This is a genomic window from Calyptranema fuscum S582 (assembly GCF_055793305.1).
Genome location: NZ_JBSLYH010000004.1, coordinates 176,075 through 192,209, shown reverse-complemented (window position 1 = coordinate 192,209; position 16,135 = coordinate 176,075). Strand labels below are relative to the sequence as shown.

Here is a 16,135-nt window from a genome sequence, read left to right as displayed (position 1 = left end):
TTATAAAACCTAATTCTTTTTTAGAGAGCAACAGCGGAGCCGTTGCTCTCTAAAAAAGAATTAGAAGTTAATTGATCTGTGATCCTTAAGTGTGTGGATTGTTTGGTGTGTGAATTACTGGATCGATCGCGGCAAGTGGGTTAGATCATCTTCGATATGGGGTAAACCCAAATGGATAGCGCCCAAGACCCCTTTAGCCAGGCCAACTACTTTTTTAGAAAAGCGGCTCATGCTAAATGGCACCGACAACAAAGTAAGCAACATATTCTGCGATCGCAACTCGGCTTTGGCGATGTCACACCCTCACGTCCCAGAGCTTGCCTAGGGTGCGCGAATTATCACGGCATTGCCTACGGGTGCAGCAAAGCAACCCGCACCATCTTAATTTGTGGCTTGCATCCTTACGGCTGGCAAAGTGGAGAGAGTTGCCCAGATTGGAGTGGGGAATAGCTCATAGCTCATAGCTAACAGCTAACAGCCAATAGCTAACAGCTAACAGCTAACAGCTAACAGCTCATAGCTAATAGCTTATAGCTAACAGCTAATAGCTAATAGCTATTGACCAAATTTGAACGATAATTACCAGAATGGTTCATCAGGCTGCTTTTCCGATAGGATTTTCTTGTTCGCTTCATCGAGATCCTGAGGGAGAGTATTGTGGCGCAGGCTTCCGTGCGGTGGTGGCGACTGGTAAAACAGTGTCAGCGCTACGTTTCTGACTTTATATCGTTTAATCGGCTGGCATTCCGGCGATTGCGACAAGAGAAGCGCAGTGTCATCGGGTTGGCATTGCTGATGTTCTTGTTGTGGAATTGGCAGTTGGTGGTGGCGATCGCCCTGGGTTTGGGCATTGCCGTGACTGTATTTATGGTGCAGCAACGACGCTTGCGCCTGACCTTGCCATTGCCGCTGTGGCATAGCCTCTGGCATCGAGCCAATCGCGGATTAACCCTGGCGATCGCCACGGGCAGCCTATCCTGTCTCAGTGTGTATATGGTGCTGCAAGTATGGGCAGACGCCGATAGCGTTTGGTTAGCCCTGGCGCTCACCCTGGCTCAGTTTGGTTTATGGGGGGTTGCTGTGGCGTTAGCATTGCATGTTGCTCAAGCCGCTCCTGAGACGGATATCACAGGGTTTGATCGGCTGCTGAATGCTCTGACTCAGGCAGATCCGTTGAAGCGATTGATTGCCATTCGGCAGGCAACCCGTTGGGTATTGGCGGCTGACGTGAAAGGGATGTCGGTAAAAGCAGGGCGATCGCCCAATACACTATCGCAACGACAAATGCGGACTGAACTGGTCGATTGTTTCCGAGTCATGCTGAGTCGAGAAACCGATCCGATTCTCTGTCATGCCCTGGTCGATGGTTTGGATGCCTTAAATGCCACCCAACGGTTAGCCCCTGCTCAGGCAGAAATGCAATTTACTCCTGCGTCTGTAAAAACACAATTCGCCCCCGAACCCGTGAGGCGTGATACCTAGTGTTGCAAACACGAAATTTTGCAACATGGGGGTTTGGGGGCTGCGCCCCCAAGAGGGGTTTTTACCTCCACCCCCCCCTCTAAAACTTTTAAGTTGGTGTACTAGCCTTCGTCCCGATCCGGAGAGATGTGATTTCCTGCCAATTATCCTGATGTAGAGACGCGATTCATCGTGTCTCTACGTTATGATCCCTAACGTCTGACCTCTAATCTTTGAGAATAAAACTGTGAAAGCTGTTGTGATGACTGCTCCCGGCGCACCGGATGTCCTCCACCTTCAGGAGGTTGCTGAGCCAGAGCTAAAAACGGAAACCGATCTGCTGATCCGACTCAAAGCCGCAGGCATTAACCCGATCGACACAAAATTGCGGCAGCGAGGCACGTTTTTCCCGGATCAGTCGCCTACTATTTTGGGGTGTGATGGAGCAGGGGTGGTTGAAGCGATCGCTCCGGGTGTGCGCCAGTTTCACATTGGCGAAGAGGTCTATTTCTGTGCGGGTGGCTTGGGTGGACCTTCCGGAAATTATGCCGAATATGCGGTAGTCAATGAACGGTTTGTGTCCCATAAGCCGCGTTCCCTGAGTTTTGAGGAAGCAGCAGCGGTGCCCTTAGCGCTGATTACTGCCTGGGAAGCACTGTTTGACCGGGGAGGGCTGGAAGCAGGGCGGCAGGTGTTGATCCATGCGGGTGCCGGAGGTGTAGGGCATATTGCCATTCAATTAGCCAAGATTGCTGGGGCAGATGTCTGTACCACGGTCAGCACCCCCGAAAAGGCAGAACTGGTTTATGGATGGGGTGCGGATCAGGCAATTCTCTATACCCAGAGTGATTTTGTTGAGAAAACTCTGGAATGGACGAATGGGGAAGGTGTAGACCTGGCATTTGATACAGTAGGCGGGAAAATTTTCTCCCAAACCTTTGCGGCAACTAAGGTCTATGGCGATGTCGTAACGTTGTTGGCGGCGGATCCTGAAACCGATTGGAAAGTAGCACGCGATCGCAACTTACGCATCAGTTTTGAGTTGATGCTGACCCCCATGCTCAAAGGGTTAGCCGATGCCCAGGCAGAGCAAGCCAAGATGTTGCAACAAAGTGCCCATTTGATTGACCAGGATAAGCTCAAGATCCAACTCACCCATGTGTTGCCCTTATCCGAAGCCGCAGAGGCACATCGGCTGATTGAACGCGGCGGTATGGTCGGGAAGGTGGTGCTATCTATTGATGGCTGAGTGTTTGAGAGGCAGCGTATCTCAATCCCAGCCCACATTTCTTAATCAACCTTGCTGATTTTTGGGACGGATGTGAGTGTGAAACCAGAGGTTTCACACTCACATCCGTTCCGCTATTAAGCAATGACGAACGGTTATTGCTTGACCAGGGCTGCTTTTTTGCGTTTCAGGAAGTAGGTCATCATTTTGCCTCTGCCTTTAATATCGATCAGCCCCCGTTCTTCCAGCAGGTAATCGTGCTGTAGCCGTTCATAGACAGCCGTCGTCACCTGAATCTGATCGGGTAACCCATGAGACTCCATGCGGCTGGCAATATTGACGGTGTCGCCCCAGAGGTCATAAATAAATTTTTTGATGCCAATCACTCCGGCAACAACGGGACCCGTGTGAATGCCAATCCGCATACTAAAGGATTGCTGATTTTCCTTGTTGAACTGGGCGATCGCCCGTTGCATGCCTAGTGCCATATTGGCGATCGCCCCGACATGGTTTTCCTGTTCCATGGGCAACCCGCCCACCACCATATAGGCATCACCAATTGTTTTAATTTTTTCTAGCCCATATTGTTCTGCCAGGTGGTCGAATGCAGAAAAAATTTGATTCAACAACCCCACCATTTCTTCCGGTGGAATCCCTGCCGACATTTGCGTAAAGCCAACAATATCAGCAAATAACACCGTCACCTCCGGGAACTGCTCGGCGATCGTGCGATGTTCTTGTTTTAATTGTCGAGCAACAGCTTCCGGCAAAATGTTTAACAACAGCCGCTCCGACTTTCGTTGCTCTAGCTCTAAGGCTTGGCGCGCATGAAATTCAGACCGTTGCAACCGTTCATACATATACACCGAAAGGTTGCTGATGGCACAAAACCAGAACAGATATAGCCACAGGGACGTATCCCAAAAATTTGCCGCCGGATTTGGCAGATTGAGGATGCGGTTGACCCCCCAATAATAAACAAAGACGCCCAATTGCGAAATCAGATGCAATCGCCAGGACAGGGGCATTAAGGTTGCCTGAGCCAAAAATACCAACGTCCAGGAAAAAATTCCCGTAAAAGCTTCGCCTCTCAGCGTTGCCCAGAGTTGCTCGATCAGGGTAATTGACCAGGATGCCCCCAAAAACACCCCCATCGGCAACCGTTTGCCCATGGGGGTGCGCAGCAATACAAGACAGGTAAGCAAGGCTAACTGAGTAGTTCCGGCGAGCAAAAACCAGGACAGATCCCAGGGTTGGATCTGCAATGCGGCAAGGCTGAGTCTCAGCGCCGTAAAGGTTAGATACGCGCAAATGGCAATTTGTAAAGAGAGCTGCAAGCGTTTTCGCAGAAATTGTCGTCGCCAAAGTTTATATGCGGCGGACTCAGGGGGTTGAGCCTCGCTCCAGTGCTTTAAGATACGTCTAACGCGAGCAAGTAGGCTCATTGGTTCTCAGGTTCTCCCGACGGGTTTGCGATCGGTTGGATGCACTGAAGCCAGTATTTCACAGAACATCACTCGACCGATTGCAATGGCAAACTTCGCTGAAGTTCCAGCAATTCATCGCGATGAGCCGTGACGGTGAGTAAATTTTGGGTCGTCGCCTGTTCATCTGTCACCGTTTCAATGCGCAGTAGCACCCGTTCTTGTCGCCCTGCTTTTTTCCAATAAAACAATCCAGCCAGAGGGGCAATTAAAATTAAGCCCGGAAAAAATGTTGCTCCGGCAGGAAATAGCATCGATAACACCAAGGACAGACAGAGAATGCCAACAGCGGCTAGCAGGCTTAAAAACACGGCTAAAAATAAACTGGGGCGAACCATGCCCTCATAGGTCACCTGGTTTTGAGCAGCGTCTACGGCAGCCAGCCGATAGGAACGCTGAGTGAAATAGGTTTGCAGTTGTTCGAATAAAGATGCCTCTGGTGCATCTGACGTCAGTTGAACGACCTGAGTTCTATCCTTCGCAGAAGCCCGGATAAAGAAAAACAGCCCAATCGACAAAAGTACGGTAAGAAAAGCGGTAGAGGGAATGACGGCAGTATCCATTCAGTTTCAGGGTAGGCGGAATATAAATTCGATCAACGGTTGGGTTTGTCAGAGGAGTTGTCACAATGCCACAGCTCCCCTGGCAAATTTTGGCGTCTCATTCATTATATTTTTCCAGCGTGGTTGTGTTTGGTAGTGAACTTGGCTGGGTTTGTGGGAACTCTAAAGGTGGAACCTCGTTGATTAAGTGTATCCCCGACTTCGGTCGGGGATTTTATGTTTATGGCGTCCAGTGCAGCGAGTGGACACTTGATGAAGGCAGATTTGGCAGGAATTCTGTACACTACTAAGCGGAAGACTGCTTGAACTGAGTGGGGGATCAGGTGCGCGTATTTGCCACGGTTGCTGGATTGAGATGCTATTTAAGTCAGGCGAAGTCCCGGCAGCAGCGGTCTGTACGAGATCAGGCGATCGCCCCTGCGACTGAAGATTCCTCTGCTCATTTACCGGGTTCTGAACCGTCGGCGATCGCCATTGGGTTAGTGCCGACGATGGGGGCATTACATCAAGGGCATTTAAGTTTGATCCAACGTGCCCGACAAGAAAATGACTGGGTCGTCGTCAGCATTTTCGTCAATCCGCTGCAATTTGGTCCCAACGAAGATTTTCAGCGCTATCCGCGCCCCCTAGCGCACGATCAAGCCTTGTGTGAGCAGGCAGGGGTCGATGTTATTTTTGCGCCGACTCCGGCGGCGTTATACGGCACTGTACCGGGTTCCGCCTCCGATGTTGCCACCCAAAATTCCCTGACCCAAATCATTCCACCCAAAGCCATGATCAGTGGATTATGTGGGCGATCGCGGTTGGGGCATTTTGAAGGGGTTGCCACGGTGGTAATGAAGTTGTTGAATATTGTGCAGCCCGATCGCGCCTATTTTGGGCAAAAAGATGCGCAGCAGGTTGCCGTATTGCAACGGGTCATTGCCGATCTGAATGTCCCGGTTGAGTTGCGCATTTGTCCGATTGTCCGAGAAGCCAATGGTTTGGCACTGAGTTCTCGTAATCAATACCTATCGCCAGAAGAGCGATCGCAAGCTACCGTCCTCTATCGCAGTTTAAAAAAGGCAAACCAGATGCTCCGTCAGGGACATAATCTCAGTCACGATTTAATTTCCGCTGTCAAATCCGAATTAGCCACTATGCCTGCCATTCAACCTGAATATATTGAACTTGTACATCCAGAAACCATGCAACCGTTAGACCAAATTGATGACGTCGGATTATTGGCGATCGCGGCTCGGGTAGGCTCAACGCGGCTGATTGACAATCTGGTATTGCACAACCGTAAACCCATTTTGGCGATCGATGGACCCGCCGGAGCCGGGAAAACCACCGTTGTGCGTCAAGTTGCCCAAAAACTGGGGTTGTTGTATCTCGATACGGGGGCGATGTATCGAGCCGTGACCTGGAAGGTATTGCAGTTGGGGATTGCTGTTGACGATGAAGCGGCGATCGCTGAATTGGTCAGCCAGTGCCAGATTGAGATGAATGACGATCCTGCGGATTTCAAAATTTGGCTCGATGGAGAAGAGGTTACTCAGGCAATTCGAGGGTTAGAGGTGACGGCACAGGTTTCGGCAGTATCGGCACAACCTACTGTGAGACAGGCATTGGTCAAACAGCAGCAACAGTTTGGTCGTCGGGGCGGCGTTGTTTTGGATGGCCGCGATATTGGCACCCATGTGTTTCCCGATGCCGAACTCAAAATTTTCTTGACCGCCTCCGTGCAAGAGCGTGCCCGTCGTCGTCAGCAAGACCTGAAAAATCAAGGGCAACCTGACGTTAGCTTAGAAGAATTGGAGCGCACCATCTACGAGCGAGATTTCAAAGACAGCACCCGCACTATGGCACCCCTGCGTAAAGCTATAGATGCGATCGAGATTCAAACCGATGATCTCAATATCGATGAAGTCGTCGCCAAAATTGTCCGTCTCTACCACGAGAAAGTAGGTCTTGCAGCTCAAGCTGCCGAATAAATCACTTGATACTGAGAGAGTGCGCGCCACAGGCGCGCACTCTCTCAGCTTTCTCGAACAGTAGAGATGCGTCTACAGAGCGACTGGCTACAGCAACCCAACATAGTGTAGGGGACCATGTCCGCTAATCAGTTCCAGCAACAATGCCAGGAAGCCCAGCATGGCTAACCGACCATTCCAAACCTCAGCTGTGGTGGTCATTCCCCATTCCCATCGTTCTTGAGGATAGAGCTTGACGTTTTCTCTGGGCTGTATCACATCAGCCAGTCTCAGTTTAGGAGACTTGAGCGCATCCACCACCATGTCTGCCAGCGCTTGAATAAAGATAGGGTGCGTATTCAGTGCCGGAACTCGGTAGAAGTGATGAATTCCGGCTTCTTCGGCAATCTCACGGTATTCAATATCGATTTCCTGGAGCGTTTCGATGTGCTCTGAAACAAAGCTAATGGGAACGACTAGCAGGTTCTTAATCCCCTGTTCAGCCAGTTCAGCGATCGCATCTTCGGTATAGGGTTTCAACCATTCCACCGGGCCCACCCGACTTTGGTATGCCAGCGTATGGGCATTGGGGCGATTGAGCGTCCGCATGATCAGTGCCGTGCATTCCTCGATCTCCCGTTGATAGGGATCACCCGATTCTTCTACATAGCTGACGGGGACACCGTGAGCGCTGAAAAAGATGTGAACGTCATCGGGGTTGGCAGACTGGTCTAGCTGTTGAGCAATTAAATCGCTCATGGCCTGCAAATAGCCCGTCTGCTGATACCAGGATGGAATAACCGTGTGGTCTACCTTTTGCAGTCCCTCGTCTTCACTCCAAATGCGCTCTAGCAAACGAAAGCTGGAGCCACTGGTGCTAATCGAAAACTGAGGATACAGCGGCAGAATGACTAACTCATCTACCCCATCTCGCTTGATCCGGGCGATCGCCTCTTCGGTAAAGGGATACCAATAGCGCATTCCGATGTAGACTTGCGCATCTTGACCCATATGTTGCAGCTGGGCTTGCAATGCTTGAGCCTGCTCTTCCGTAATGCGGCGCAGCGGCGAGCCGCCGCCAATTTGTTTATAATTTTCCTTCGACTTATCGGCTCTAGAGGTCGAGATCATCCAAGCCAGAGGTTTTTGCAGCCAGGGAAACGGTAATCGAATAATTTCGGGGTCTGAAAACAGATTGAACAAGAACGGACGGACATCATCGAGTTGGTCCGGTCCGCCCAAATTGAGTAACAAAACCCCAACACGCCCCATATGGCTACAATCCTTAACGTTAGCTTTTAATATTCGTTATCAATTTTAACAATGATACTGAAGTGTAGCGTCTCTCCATCGGCAAGAACCGGGATATCTGCAACAAAAGTTTTTGAAATTGTAACGCTTTGCTGACCGTTCTCTGCTACAGCACCTCTACATGGAGTTCAATTCCGTAACAAGAGGGTCATATCCGGCAAAACGCTCGTTCCCAAACTATAGCAATTCTCAATTGCATGGAGCCTAGATTTTTTGAAACCCTGACGAAACGAGAGTTGTAAACCACAATCAGGGTTTAAGCGCCGACAAAGCGCTATAGATTGGATATATAACGGTGTGCAAGTTCGTTACGTACGGAAACGGTGTTGTGGGGCGCAGAGCGCCCCACAACACCAGACTGAATCAACCAGCACAGCGCTATATCAACGATCGTTTCACTTATCGCTGTTCAGGGTTTCATGACAGATCAATCTGCTATTGATGCTCGCCTTGCTCAAGTGAACCAGCGCTTAAAAGCGGCTCGTTTAGGGTTGCTGTTAGAGCGTCGAGGCGAAAAACTCAGTTTGCGCGGAACGTTGCCTCCTCGCCCTGACAGTCATCGGTTGCGGGCATACCAACAGCGGATTAGCCTCAATTTACCCGCTACTCCTACGGGATTAAAGCAGGCTGAGCAAGAAGCCAAAATTATTGCTGCCCAACTGATCCAAAATACGTTTGACTGGCGCAAATACTTACCGACGGGTGGGGGTGGGCGGTTGCATCAAATGGATTTGGCTGAAAAGCTCCAGGCATTTGAGCAATCGTTTCGCACCCAGTCCCGAGGCACTAAAGATCAGGCATCGGCAAAGACAACCTGGGAAAAATCCTATGCGCCTTATCTGCGCAAGTTAGAGGCGATCGCCCAGACTCACCCCCAATTAAACTTACCCGAAGCCATTTATGCGGCTGTTCAGTCTACACCGGCAAACTCTCGTAGTCGTCAGGTTTGTTGTACTGCTCTATCTGCCCTGTCAGATTTTTTAGAGCTTGAACTGCCAACAGAGCTGAAAGCCTTCTGGGGAAGTTATAGCGCCAGTGCTACCCAAGTTCGAGATTTACCCTCCGACGAAGCCATTATTGCTGCATGGCAACAAATCCCCAATCCGGCGTGGCAATTTGTCTATGGCATGATGGCAACCTACGGGTTGAGAAACCACGAAGTCTTTTTTTGCGAGTATTCTACCTTCCAGCAAAATAATTCTGAAGCCACCATTGAAGTGTTGGCTACGACTAAAACCGGGTACCACGAAGTTTGGCCCTTTTATCCAGAATGGGTTGAACAATTTCATCTAAAAGAAGGGAAACTTCCGCCCGTCAGCACAGATCTGAGCCAAACGACTCTGCAACGGATTGGGCAACACGTTACCAATCAATTTCGTCGCTATCATATTCCGTTTTCTCCCTACGACTTGCGCCATGCCTGGGCGGTTAGAACCATTCACTTTGGCTTGCCCGATACGGTGGCAGCTAAGATGATGGGACACTCCGTCACCATTCACAACCGCACGTACCATCGATGGATTGCTCGTCGAGATCAACAACAAGCCGTTAGCAACGCCCTCAGCCGCAGCCAAATCAAAGCCCCGACCGTTGATCTGGCAAAACCAGAATAGGCGTATGCACTACCAGACGAAGACGCGATCTCTCCTGCTCCCGTCCTATTGACCCCATCTACTACCCAACTCCTGCCGTGGCAACTTTTTTACGATCTCTCAGTTATCGCTATCAATGGCTCTACGATGCGATCGCCCGCTTATCGGCGTTGGCAGTCGGTGGTGAAACGCGCTTTCGACAACTGGCATTAACTAATCTCACCCTTGAGCCCACCATGCAGGTGTTAGATCTTTGCTGCGGCAGTGGTCAGGCAACACAGTTTTTAGTTCAGCGGTTTTCAGATGACGATCTACAGCGATCGCATCCCATTATCGGCTTAGATGCGTCGCCACTCTCTCTAAAACGAGCGAGCAAAAATGTACCCCAGGCTACGTTTGTCGAAGGGTGGGCAGAAGCCATGCCCTTTGCGGCTGAACAATTTGATGTGGTTCATACCAGTGTTGCCTTGCACGAAATGGAACCCGATCAACGCCGAAAAATTTTGGGAGAAGTCTATCGGGTGCTGAAACCCAGTGGCATTTTTACATTGGTTGATTTTCACAACCCGACCAATCCCCTATTCTTCCCTGGCTTAGCCCTATTTCTTTGGCTGTTTGAAACCGAAACAGCGTGGCAATTGCTTCAGACGGATCTAACGGCTGAATTAACCACGGCTGGGTTCAAAACGTGCGATCGCACCCTATATGCAGGCGGTAGTTTACAAGTTATTCAGGCTTATAAATAATTAACGGGTAATTTTTTTGAGAGCGCGACAGCTCCGCCGTCGCGCTCTCAAACAGAACTGGAATTCACAATTTATTCTCTTCATTGATCGTTTCTTCTATGCAAAACACAGGTGAATATCGTTGTTCTTACTGCGGCGAATCGAATCTAACATTCGTTGATTTCAGTGGTGGCATGCAACAGTCATATGTTGAAGATTGTCAGGTGTGCTGCCGTCCGAATGTGCTCTATATCCGGATCGATGAAGATACGTTAGAAATTGAAATTGATAGTGAATACGAAGGATGACCCCAACATGGCTGTCTTGCTATTCCTGCTTGTATTATTTCTGGCGATCGCGGTCTACCAAGTCATTCTCCACGTACCGCTCACAATCATCGGTTTTTTCCATTTACCCCCCTGGTTCATGGGGTTGTCCCTATTCGTGCTGTTTTCCTGGATTGTTGGGGAATCACATGAGGCATGATTTTTTAAACCATTGAGTAACAATGAAAAACGACAAAACCCAGATTTTCATAGTCGAAAGTAGGTCGTTAGATCTAGCTGCCCTTCAACGTGCGATCGCAGCTCAGAGTTGTAATTGTGAACTTCAAACCGTATCTTCAATTGCTGAATTAAAAAAAACGTTAGATAGCGCCACTATTAATTCAGTTGATATTATTCTTTGCAGCTATCAACTACCAGATGGAACCGTAATTGATCTACTTGATTTTTTAGGTCAAAAGATTCCTGTTATTTTAATCGCTAATTATGGAGATGAAGAAAATATTGCTCATGCCATGGGTCATGGGATCAATGACTATTTATTAAAAGATGATCCAGGAAACTATCTCACCCTTTTACCTCACACAATTCACAAGATTATTCAACATCAACATCTTCAGGATGTAAATTATGTTTTAGAACAAGAAATCCAGCGTCTTCAAAAAACTAGTTATGCTCTGACCACTACAGTTCCAGACTTGATCTTAAGGATGAGTCAGGATGGGGTGTATTTAGATTGTAGAGGGGCAAAATATTTTGATCCAATTTTGCCACCCGATCAGGTGATTGGTAAAAATCTCGTAGATCTGCTGCCACCTGATGTTTCAGCCTCTGCTTTGTATTACATTGATCAGGCTCTTAAAACAAGCGATATTCAAATCTTTAATTATCAGCTGCAAAACGGTGATGCAATCGGCGACTATGAAGCTCGAATTGCACCCTGTGCAGACAATGAAGTGTTAGTTTTAGTTCAAGATATTACACAACGTAAAAAAAATGAAGCATTATTGCTGCGTCAAAGTCGGTTAGTTCAAGGTGTTGCAGAAGCCACGCACCATTTGTTAATTCAAATTAACTATCACGATGCGATCGCCAATGCCTTAAGCGCCTTAGGAAATGCAGCTGATGTCAGTCGTATTTATATTTTTGAAAATCACATAGACTCAGATATTAATGAAAGTCAATCCATCCAGAGATTTGAGTGGTTAAATCATTTATCTGGGGCAAAACAGAGTCCAGATCATCCTTGCGATACGGTGTATACACCCCTGCTCAATCGTTGGTTTAAAACCTTGTCTCAAGGCCGAGTGATTAAAGGGTTAATCCAAGATTTTCCCGAATCAGAACGGGAGATGTTAGAGGAACAAGACATTTTGTCTTTGATCATTATTCCTATCTATATAGGCGATCGCTTTTGGGGATTTATTCGCCTGGATGACTGTACCTGTTTACGCGATTGGTCAGCCGCAGAAGAGTCGTCGTTGTTAGTGATTGCCAGAGGCATCGGTGGCTTATTAGAAAGATCGCATCTTCTAGAGCAAGAAGTGCAACAACGCCAACAACTGACCCAAAAAAATGTAGAACTAGAACAAGCCCGTCTACAGGCAGAAAAAGCATCTCAGATGAAGAGTACATTCTTGGCGACTGTAAACCACGAGATTCGTACTCCTATGAATGCTGTATTAGGTATGGCAGAACTGTTATTAGATAGTCGATTAACACTTGAGCAAAAAGATCTGGTTGAAACAATTTGTGCGAGTGGCAAAAACTTATTAACCCTGATCAACAACATCTTAGACTGGTCTAAATTAGAAGCCAAAGAAATAGAACCTGAGATTTTGGAGTTTGATCTCAAGAGTTGCCTCAAGGAAATTATTGATTTTTTAGCACCCCAGGCTTATGCCAAACACCTTGAAATTGCCTATTTAATCTCTCACGATATTCCCGTTAACTTGTGTGGAGACCTGAATCATCTCAAGCAAGTTTTAATTAACCTGATTGATAACGCGATTAAATTTACGGATCTGGGTGAGATTTTAATTCAAATTAGTGTAGAGTCAGAAACGCCTGAAAACGTCACATTGCTGTTCTCCATTTCAGATACAGGAATTGGTATTGCTCCAGCTAATTTAGAAAAAATATTTTTGCCATTTTGTCAGATTGATTCTTCCAATACCCGAAAGTATGGAGGCATCGGATTGGGTTTAGCCATTTCTAAACAGTTAATAGAACTTTTAGGGGGGCAAATTAGGGTTGATAGTGAAGTTGGCAAAGGCTCAAATATTGGATTCTGGATAGAATTTGGCAAACAAAAAAGCCAACCCTGCTTGCCTATTCAGGTTTTGGAAAGATTGCAAGATATCAAAGTTTTATTAATTAGTAATATTGAAATTACTTATAAGACTTTGTCCTTCTATGCCCTAAGCTGGGGAATACAGGTTGACCGTTTTAGGTCTGTAGATTTAGCGCTAAATCAGGCTAGAAAAAATGAAAACTTAGAGCTTGCTTATGATTGGGTGATTCTTGAAGCTAATTCATCGGATCTGCACCTGATCAAACTGGGGAAAAAGCTGCAAAGTTGTCCTACTTTTAGTCAAACTCCGCTGATTTTGCTGCGATCGCCTTATCAAAGTGGAGCAGAAAAACAAAAACTAAAAACAATTTTTTCCACTGATTTAGTGAAACCAATTCATCCTGTTGATATGTTTGGATGTTTTGCAACGCTTGTTGCCCCAAAATCTATCGTCTCTAGAGATAAACATGATCCAAACCTATTAGCGCTCGATCCATTCACCTCCGACCCTACGGCTTTTATTGCAGAATTCAAACTCTTACTGGTAGAAGATAATATCGTCAATCAAAAAGTGGTTTTAAAGCAATTAACCCATTTAGGGTATCAAGCAGATGTGGTTGAAAATGGACAAGAAGCCCTATCTGCGATCGCTCAAACGAACTACGACATGATTTTGATGGATTGTCAGATGCCAGTTTTGGATGGCTATAGCACGACTCAAGCCATCCGCAGGATCGAACGCCAACGGATAGACCAACGTCATCCCATCATCATTATTGCGATGACTGCCAACGTATTGCCAGACGATCGCGATAGGGCATTTAAAGCCGGAATGAATGATTACTTACAAAAACCTGTTAGTAAAGACCATTTAGCAGCCACGCTTGCCCATTGGCGTCAACTCCTATCCAACGCTCCTGGTTCTTCCGCCATACCACCATTAGAACAGACAACGACGGCTCTCTCTCCTGCTAACGCACCGCCCTCTGCTAATGCATGGGATGGGTCTACTCAGGCGGAATTAGACATTGATTGGGAGCAACTGCACCAAATTTCAGACGGCAATCCCGACTTTGAGTTAGAATTGCTCCATCTTTTTGTTAAAGACAGCACCAATCATCTTACGGAATTGGAACAGGCGATCGCAGAGCAAAATTTACACGAACTCGAACGCGCAGCCCATCATCTCAAAGGCGCTAGTGCTAACATTGGTGCCAAGACCCTACAGGCGATCGCCAGTGAATTAGAAGAGCAGGCACGTCAACACCACCTGGAAAACCCAATCCATTTGTTTACTGCCTTTAAAGACACGTTGCAAATGATGCATCAATTCCTGGCAACGCACCCCAAGCAGCTGAGGTAAAGGCTCACCCCCGCGCTAACTGGCGGTGCTGATTTTGAGGATGGGTTTGGACGTGAAACCTTTGGTTTCACGTCCAAACCCATCCTGCGATTAAGCAATACCATAATCCTGAACGTCCGGAGTTTATCTAATTTGTGCCCGCTGCCCGTCGATATTTTTTGGCTAGGAAACCTGACTTTCAGCATAATACTTCACAATCAGCAGACAGTTCCGCTGATCTACGCTGCGGGTGTAGGTCAAGATATCAGCCATTTGTCGCATCAATTTTAATCCCCTGCCTCCTTCTGCTTCTTTATCCACTTCTGGCGACAATGTACTAATCAAGTGTTCGAGATCAAATTCTGAGCCGCAATCCCAAATTCGCATCTCTAGAGCATGTTGAGACAAGGTCACCTCAATTTCTATGGGGGTCTCTACTGGTTTATCTCGGTGAGCATGGCGAACTGCATTTGTAAAACCTTCTGCAAGTGCTAATTGGCACTGTAGCCATGCAGAGTAAGGCATCATGGAATGATCGAACTGCTCACCAAACCATGTCAAAACTGTAGCCAAAGCACTAAGGTCAGTATTGACTTTAATTCGTGCCTGTTTCGGGAATTTCAACTGGTGAAGATCCTCTAACTTGTAAAGAGAGTAGGAGAACGGTATCAGTTAAGAAAACGGTTAAAGTGGTTAAAAGGGATCGCAAGCCTGTTCTTAAACTCTGTGTCAGGATCTAAAAAACAACTCTAATTCTAATTCTAATTTTCTCATGCCAAAAGTTCTAGTCATTGATGATGATCCAACAATTCGATTAGTTCTTAAAAAAGCACTGCAAGGGCAGGGATATGAGGTCAACCTTGCAGTTAATGGTGAGGAAGGTCTTGAGAAGGCAAATGCTATTTATCCAGATCTGATCATTTGCGATTGGATGATGCCCCTGGTTGATGGATTGGAGGTTTGCCGTCAAGTTAAGGCAAATCCAGATCTTGCAACCACTTTTTTTATCTTGCTGACATCTCGAGGCGCTTTAGAAGATCGAATCAAAGGTCTTGATACAGGGGCAGATGACTTTTTGGCAAAGCCTATCGAAATTACTGAACTACAAGCCAGAGTTCGAGCTGGGTTACGGTTGCACCAACTGAGCCGCGATTTGCAAACTCAGAAACAACTTTTAGAAACAGAACTGGCAGAAGCAGCCATGTACGTACAATCGCTGCTACCGGAACCTATCACCGGAAAAGTTTGTATTGACTCTCGCTTTATTCCATCCCGTCAGCTGGGAGGCGATTGTTTTGACTACTATTGGCTTGATCCCGATTATCTCATGATCTATTTATTAGATGTTTCTGGACATGGCTTAGGGTCGGCACTACCGTCAATTTCGGTTTTAAATCTATTGCGATCGCAATCCTTACCGGATGTCAATTTTTACCAGCCTCATGATGTATTGCGCGCCCTGAATGAAACGTTTCAAATGAATAACCAGAATGAAAAATATTTCACGATCTGGTATGGAATTTATAACCAATCGAAACGGCAATTGACCTATGCCAGTGCAGGGCACCCTCCTGCAATTCTAATCTCTCCTGCACCCGATAATACAGTTCAAGTCAAACGGTTTAGAACCCCTGGTTTGCCGGTAGGCATGTTATCCGATGCAATGTTTACCAGTGGTAGACAACAAATTCCATCGGGTAGTAAACTCTACATTTTTAGCGATGGAATTTATGACCTTGGTCAACCCGGTGGACAAATCTGGAACTTAGACACATTTGTCAATCTTTTAGCTAAAGACAACTATAACTTAGATGAAATTCTAGATTCGATCCGAGCCACCAGTGGGTCTGATACGTTCAGCGATGACGTTTCGTTACTCCAAATGACGTTCAAATAA

Annotated in this window: 13 protein-coding genes; 9 read left to right on the top strand and 4 right to left on the bottom strand. The window is 47.1% G+C overall.

Going from position 1 to position 16,135, the window contains the following annotated elements:
- The first annotated feature begins 171 nt into the window (after nt 1-171).
- From ACR6Z4_RS04945 to ACR6Z4_RS04935, 3 genes are all read left to right on the top strand, one after another.
- A complete protein-coding gene (locus ACR6Z4_RS04945) occupies nt 172-450 on the top strand; it encodes a hypothetical protein (protein ID WP_479716112.1) in 279 nt (92 codons plus the stop codon).
- Nucleotides 451-657: 207 nt separating this feature from the next.
- Complete coding sequence (locus ACR6Z4_RS04940) at nt 658-1,482, top strand: hypothetical protein (protein ID WP_479716111.1); 825 nt, start codon at nt 658-660, stop codon at nt 1,480-1,482.
- Between the two features lie 226 nt (nt 1,483-1,708).
- Nucleotides 1,709-2,710 carry a zinc-dependent alcohol dehydrogenase family protein gene (locus ACR6Z4_RS04935; protein ID WP_479716110.1) on the top strand — a complete coding sequence of 334 codons (1,002 nt, stop codon included), beginning with the start codon at nt 1,709-1,711 and terminating at the stop codon, nt 2,708-2,710.
- Between the two features lie 134 nt (nt 2,711-2,844).
- On the opposite strand, the gene ACR6Z4_RS04930 is transcribed toward ACR6Z4_RS04935, so the two are convergent.
- Together ACR6Z4_RS04930 and ACR6Z4_RS04925 are read right to left on the bottom strand one after the other, a co-directional pair.
- The gene (locus ACR6Z4_RS04930; protein WP_479716109.1) at nt 2,845-4,134 is read right to left on the bottom strand and encodes an adenylate/guanylate cyclase domain-containing protein; all 1,290 of its coding nucleotides are present in this window, start codon (nt 4,132-4,134) and stop codon (nt 2,845-2,847) included.
- Between the two features lie 68 nt (nt 4,135-4,202).
- Entirely contained in the window at nt 4,203-4,736 is a 534-nt protein-coding gene (locus ACR6Z4_RS04925) for a cofactor assembly of complex C subunit B (RefSeq protein ID WP_479716108.1), read from the bottom strand.
- A 323-nt stretch (nt 4,737-5,059) separates the two neighbouring features.
- Between ACR6Z4_RS04925 and ACR6Z4_RS04920 the strand changes: the two genes are divergently transcribed.
- Nucleotides 5,060-6,712, top strand: coding sequence for a bifunctional pantoate--beta-alanine ligase/(d)CMP kinase (locus ACR6Z4_RS04920; protein ID WP_479716107.1), 1,653 nt, complete (start codon nt 5,060-5,062; stop codon nt 6,710-6,712).
- An 87-nt stretch (nt 6,713-6,799) separates the two neighbouring features.
- Here the strand turns inward: ACR6Z4_RS04920 and hemH are convergent, their stop codons facing one another.
- On the bottom strand, nt 6,800-7,963 hold the full coding sequence (gene hemH / locus ACR6Z4_RS04915) for a ferrochelatase (RefSeq protein ID WP_479716106.1): 1,164 nt from the start codon (nt 7,961-7,963) through the stop codon (nt 6,800-6,802).
- A 458-nt stretch (nt 7,964-8,421) separates the two neighbouring features.
- Here hemH and ACR6Z4_RS04910 point away from each other — a divergent pair, with 458 nt between their 5' ends.
- The 4 genes from ACR6Z4_RS04910 to ACR6Z4_RS04895 all read left to right on the top strand — a co-directional run bounded on the left by ACR6Z4_RS04910 (nt 8,422) and on the right by ACR6Z4_RS04895 (nt 14,259).
- Nucleotides 8,422-9,615: a site-specific integrase gene (locus tag ACR6Z4_RS04910; RefSeq protein ID WP_479716105.1), complete on the top strand. Its 1,194-nt coding sequence runs from the start codon at nt 8,422-8,424 to the stop codon at nt 9,613-9,615.
- 77 nt (nt 9,616-9,692) lie between these two features.
- Nucleotides 9,693-10,340 (top strand): class I SAM-dependent methyltransferase, encoded by a 648-nt coding sequence (locus tag ACR6Z4_RS04905; RefSeq protein WP_479716104.1) that lies wholly within the window; start codon nt 9,693-9,695, stop codon nt 10,338-10,340.
- A gap of 98 nt (nt 10,341-10,438) precedes the next feature.
- On the top strand, nt 10,439-10,627 hold the full coding sequence (locus ACR6Z4_RS04900; protein WP_479716103.1) for a CPXCG motif-containing cysteine-rich protein: 189 nt from the start codon (nt 10,439-10,441) through the stop codon (nt 10,625-10,627).
- Nucleotides 10,628-10,827: 200 nt separating this feature from the next.
- Nucleotides 10,828-14,259, top strand: a complete 3,432-nt coding sequence (locus ACR6Z4_RS04895) for a response regulator (protein WP_479716102.1) — start codon at nt 10,828-10,830, stop codon at nt 14,257-14,259.
- Nucleotides 14,260-14,421: 162 nt separating this feature from the next.
- Here the strand turns inward: ACR6Z4_RS04895 and ACR6Z4_RS04890 are convergent, their stop codons facing one another.
- The gene (locus ACR6Z4_RS04890; protein WP_479716101.1) at nt 14,422-14,862 is read right to left on the bottom strand and encodes an ATP-binding protein; all 441 of its coding nucleotides are present in this window, start codon (nt 14,860-14,862) and stop codon (nt 14,422-14,424) included.
- 148 nt (nt 14,863-15,010) lie between these two features.
- Between ACR6Z4_RS04890 and ACR6Z4_RS04885 the strand changes: the two genes are divergently transcribed.
- Nucleotides 15,011-16,135: a PP2C family protein-serine/threonine phosphatase gene (locus tag ACR6Z4_RS04885; RefSeq protein ID WP_479716100.1), complete on the top strand. Its 1,125-nt coding sequence runs from the start codon at nt 15,011-15,013 to the stop codon at nt 16,133-16,135.

What these genes read in the sequence shown, in the direction of transcription:
- ACR6Z4_RS04945 (WP_479716112.1), top strand. Translation starts at nt 172, where the DNA reads ATGGATAGCGCCCAAGACCCCTTTAGCCAGGCCAACTACTTTTTTAGA.
- ACR6Z4_RS04930 (WP_479716109.1), bottom strand. Translation starts at nt 4,134, where the DNA reads ATGAGCCTACTTGCTCGCGTTAGACGTATCTTAAAGCACTGGAGCGAG.
- ACR6Z4_RS04925 (WP_479716108.1), bottom strand. Translation starts at nt 4,736, where the DNA reads ATGGATACTGCCGTCATTCCCTCTACCGCTTTTCTTACCGTACTTTTG.
- hemH (WP_479716106.1), bottom strand. Translation starts at nt 7,963, where the DNA reads ATGGGGCGTGTTGGGGTTTTGTTACTCAATTTGGGCGGACCGGACCAA.
- ACR6Z4_RS04910 (WP_479716105.1), top strand. Translation starts at nt 8,422, where the DNA reads ATGACAGATCAATCTGCTATTGATGCTCGCCTTGCTCAAGTGAACCAG.
- ACR6Z4_RS04900 (WP_479716103.1), top strand. Translation starts at nt 10,439, where the DNA reads ATGCAAAACACAGGTGAATATCGTTGTTCTTACTGCGGCGAATCGAAT.
- ACR6Z4_RS04895 (WP_479716102.1), top strand. Translation starts at nt 10,828, where the DNA reads ATGAAAAACGACAAAACCCAGATTTTCATAGTCGAAAGTAGGTCGTTA.
- ACR6Z4_RS04885 (WP_479716100.1), top strand. Translation starts at nt 15,011, where the DNA reads ATGCCAAAAGTTCTAGTCATTGATGATGATCCAACAATTCGATTAGTT.